Origin of the sequence: Kitasatospora sp. NPDC048194 (genome assembly GCF_043202455.1) — a bacterium.
Lineage (GTDB): Bacteria > Actinomycetota > Actinomycetes > Streptomycetales > Streptomycetaceae > Kitasatospora.
Map to the genome: position 1 here is coordinate 1 of NZ_JBIDAK010000062.1, position 3,072 is coordinate 3,072.

The 3,072-nt window shown below is 69.2% G+C and carries 1 protein-coding gene; it reads right to left on the reverse strand.

Going from position 1 to position 3,072, the window contains the following annotated elements:
- Nucleotides 1–637 precede the first annotated feature (637 nt).
- Nucleotides 638–3,072, reverse strand: a 2,435-nt coding sequence (locus ACGF07_RS35275; protein ID WP_392905715.1) for a type IV secretory system conjugative DNA transfer family protein, incomplete at its 5' end; no start/stop codon positions are given.

The following is a 3,072-nucleotide window of genomic DNA, read 5'->3' on the forward strand; positions in this document are numbered from 1 at the left end:
CCCGCGGAGCGGGTCCCTCGCGGCTGCGCCGCTCCGGTCGGCCACGCTCCGCGTGGCCGGGGACCGCGCGTCGCGCGGTCTGGACCACCGCTGCGCGGTGGTCAGTGGTCCAGACCGTTTGGTCTAGATCCTGGCTCTGATCAGGGGTTTTGCTGCTTCGCTGCGCTCCGCAGCGGCTGGCTGGGGGAGCGGGTGGCTCGGGCCGGTCCGGCGCTGATCTGACGCTGCCTCAGGTCTGCCTTTTCTCAATTCCTTTCGAAATGGCCTTGACTTTGCGCTGGGGCTCCGCCCCGATTTCTCGTGTCGCCGGTTTTCGCGTGATGCGTTCGGGCATTTTTCCGGGGCTTGTTGATGATTCATTGTGTAGTTCCCGGGATTCGGCCCCATCCCCTCCCCGCCCGCTTCTCAGGCGGGCGTTGACGATGTGTCGTGAATTTCGGGTAGAGGGCCCTACCCTCCTCCGGGCTCCGCCCGGTTGGCGGTGTATCAGTTTCGGCTGTCAGGGAATCCTGCCGCAGCTCCGGTGCCCCTTCCGGGCGGGGCCGGTAATGGGCCCTGTGAGGCGTTGACAGAGACGCGGCGGCCCCTCTCCCCATTGCGAGGGAGAGGGGCCGTCTGAGGGGCGCTCAGGGCTTTGTCAGCCCTGGCCTTCGGTGGCCGCCCACCAGGTGGTGATTTCCTCCGCAGTCCACTTGGTGACGCCTTCCACGGTGATGCCTTCGGGGAGTTCCACACCCCGCTTGGCGGCCCGGGACTTCCGCTTGCGGGCGGTCTCGTAGCTGGCCGGGATAACGGCCTTCTCGCACGCCTCGCGCATGGTGAACATCGCGGGTCCGTCCTCGGGCGTCGGGGTGCCGGCCTCGCCCTTGGTGAGGGTCACAGGGGCTGTCCCATCGGGTGTGACCGGGCCGGTGGTCACGGCCTCTGACCTGGGGCCAGGCAGGCCACGGGCCCCGTTCTTCGGGAGTGTCCCACCGTGGGACACCTTGTTGTACTGCCCCCCGGGCAGGAAGCCGGGCACGGCCAGGGCGGCGGCCTCGATCAGGTCTTCCTCGGTGATCCACGGGGCCATCTCGCCCCGGTCGAACCACTCGGGCGCCTTGGGGCAGTCCTTCAGGAATTCCTCCACGTGCGGGGTGATGAAGGGGAACTGGATTTCCTCCACGGGCCCGTTCGCGGCACTCTGGATGACGCCCCGTCCGACCACGCTGGTGTCATAGTCGATGCGCTCGGCTTTCTGCCCGAACGCCACCACCCATGACGGGTCCGTGGTCGGCCCGACGATCATTTTCGTGCCGACCTGATCGCGGACCATGGTCTGACCGCCGAACATCTCCAGCGAGAATTGCTGAGTGCCGATGATGACGCGGTGATCCGAGCTGCGGCCCTGGAGAAGAATCGTGGCGAACCACGCCAGGAATGGCGGCTTTCCCTTGCCCTTGATTCCGTGCTGCCACCAGCTGAGAGCGGCCAGGTAGAACGTCGGCCACTCATCGCAGATGAGGACGCGCGGCACCGGTCGCGGCATGTCGCCTGTGTAATCCCGGAAGGCCCGTCCGTTCCATTCCTCGGCGGCCTGCATGGAGACCAGAAATTCGCCGAGCGCGGCCACGCCGGAGCGGGCCGTCTTGTGCACCCGGACGCCGGTGTGTCCCTCGGCGAGCGCGAGGCTGTTCTTTTTGGTGTCGATGATGTCGACCAGTTCGCCGTGAAGCCGGTGGTGCACCACGGCCATGTAGAGGGTCGTGGACTTGCCCGCGCCGGTGCCACCGGCCACGCCCCAGTGCGGGGTGGCGGTCTGGGTCTGGATGAGCTTCATCCCGGCGTGGACCTGGCCGACCATGACCTCACGCACGTTGTCGGAGGGCACCCACTCGACCATCTCCGGCAGCTTCGGCTTGGGCTTCGGCTTGGGCTTCTTGGTGAATTCCACCCTGGGCTTTTCAATGTCGTAGAGCAGCCAATTCACGACCCATTCCCCGAATTGCGGGGGCATTCGTGAAATGACGGCGTCCTGAATCGCGGTCTGGTGCTGGGCCCCGCCGGACCACGTCCGGGGGATGGTGAGGGTGATACAGGCGTCCTGATCTTGCAAATCGGTGGAGAGGGTCAGGTAGGTCTCCCAGTAGGCCTCGTCGGGCAGGCGCAGCGCGGGGCGCAGCACGAGCCAGAGGGCCGGGCCGTACACCTCGTCATGGCCCGGGACGCGGTAGTGCCACTTGCCGAGCCCGGCCGGACCGGTGCCAGCGATACCCAGCACCGTAAGTGCCAGTGCACCCCCGAGGACGTAGGCCCAGCCGGGGGAGAACCACCACAGGGCCACGGCCCCGAAGAGGGCCAGACGGGCCGCCAGGCGGGCGCTGTAGGGCCACAGGGCCCAGTCCCCCAGCAAGCGCCCGCAGGCCCGCAGAACCCCCGCCACGCCCCGCAGGAAGCGCCCCACGGCCACGGCCCCGTGCCGGACGGTGGCACCGATGCGCACGGCCCACAGCCCCGCACGGAGCTGCCAGCCCGGAGCGGCGCCGGCCTTTCCCGCCAGCCAGCCCTCCCACTCGGCCAGCACCTCGCGCAGCGGGCGCATCGGCACGGCCATCGGCGCGGCCACCGACCCGTGCGCAGCGGCCGGGGCGGCCAGCTCCTCGGCCGTCACGGGGCGCCGGCCGCGCTTGAGGAAGGTGGCGCCGGTGCCCGGCTTGGCCCCCTCCTCCCCTTCGGCCTTGGGCTTGACCAGCTCGCGGCCGGTGCACAGCCGCCACACGAACCCGGCGAGGGTCCGGAGCAGCTCGCCAGTGTTCTTGGACAGCTCGCGGGCCCACTCGCCCTTCTGGCCGGGCTGTGAGGCGCTGTGGGCCACCCACACGACGATGGCGACCACGCCGACGATCCACGGCCACCAGGTGGCGGGCACGTTGGTCTTGAGCCACTCCACGACGGCCCCGACCGCCTTGGTGAACCCGTTCTCCTGCCCGGCCTGGCCGGGCGCGGGGGTGCCGGTGGGCATCGGGGTGGACGTGGCCGAGAGGCCGGTTAGTGCGCTGTGCACGGTTCTTGCTGCTGCCAGGATTGCCACCT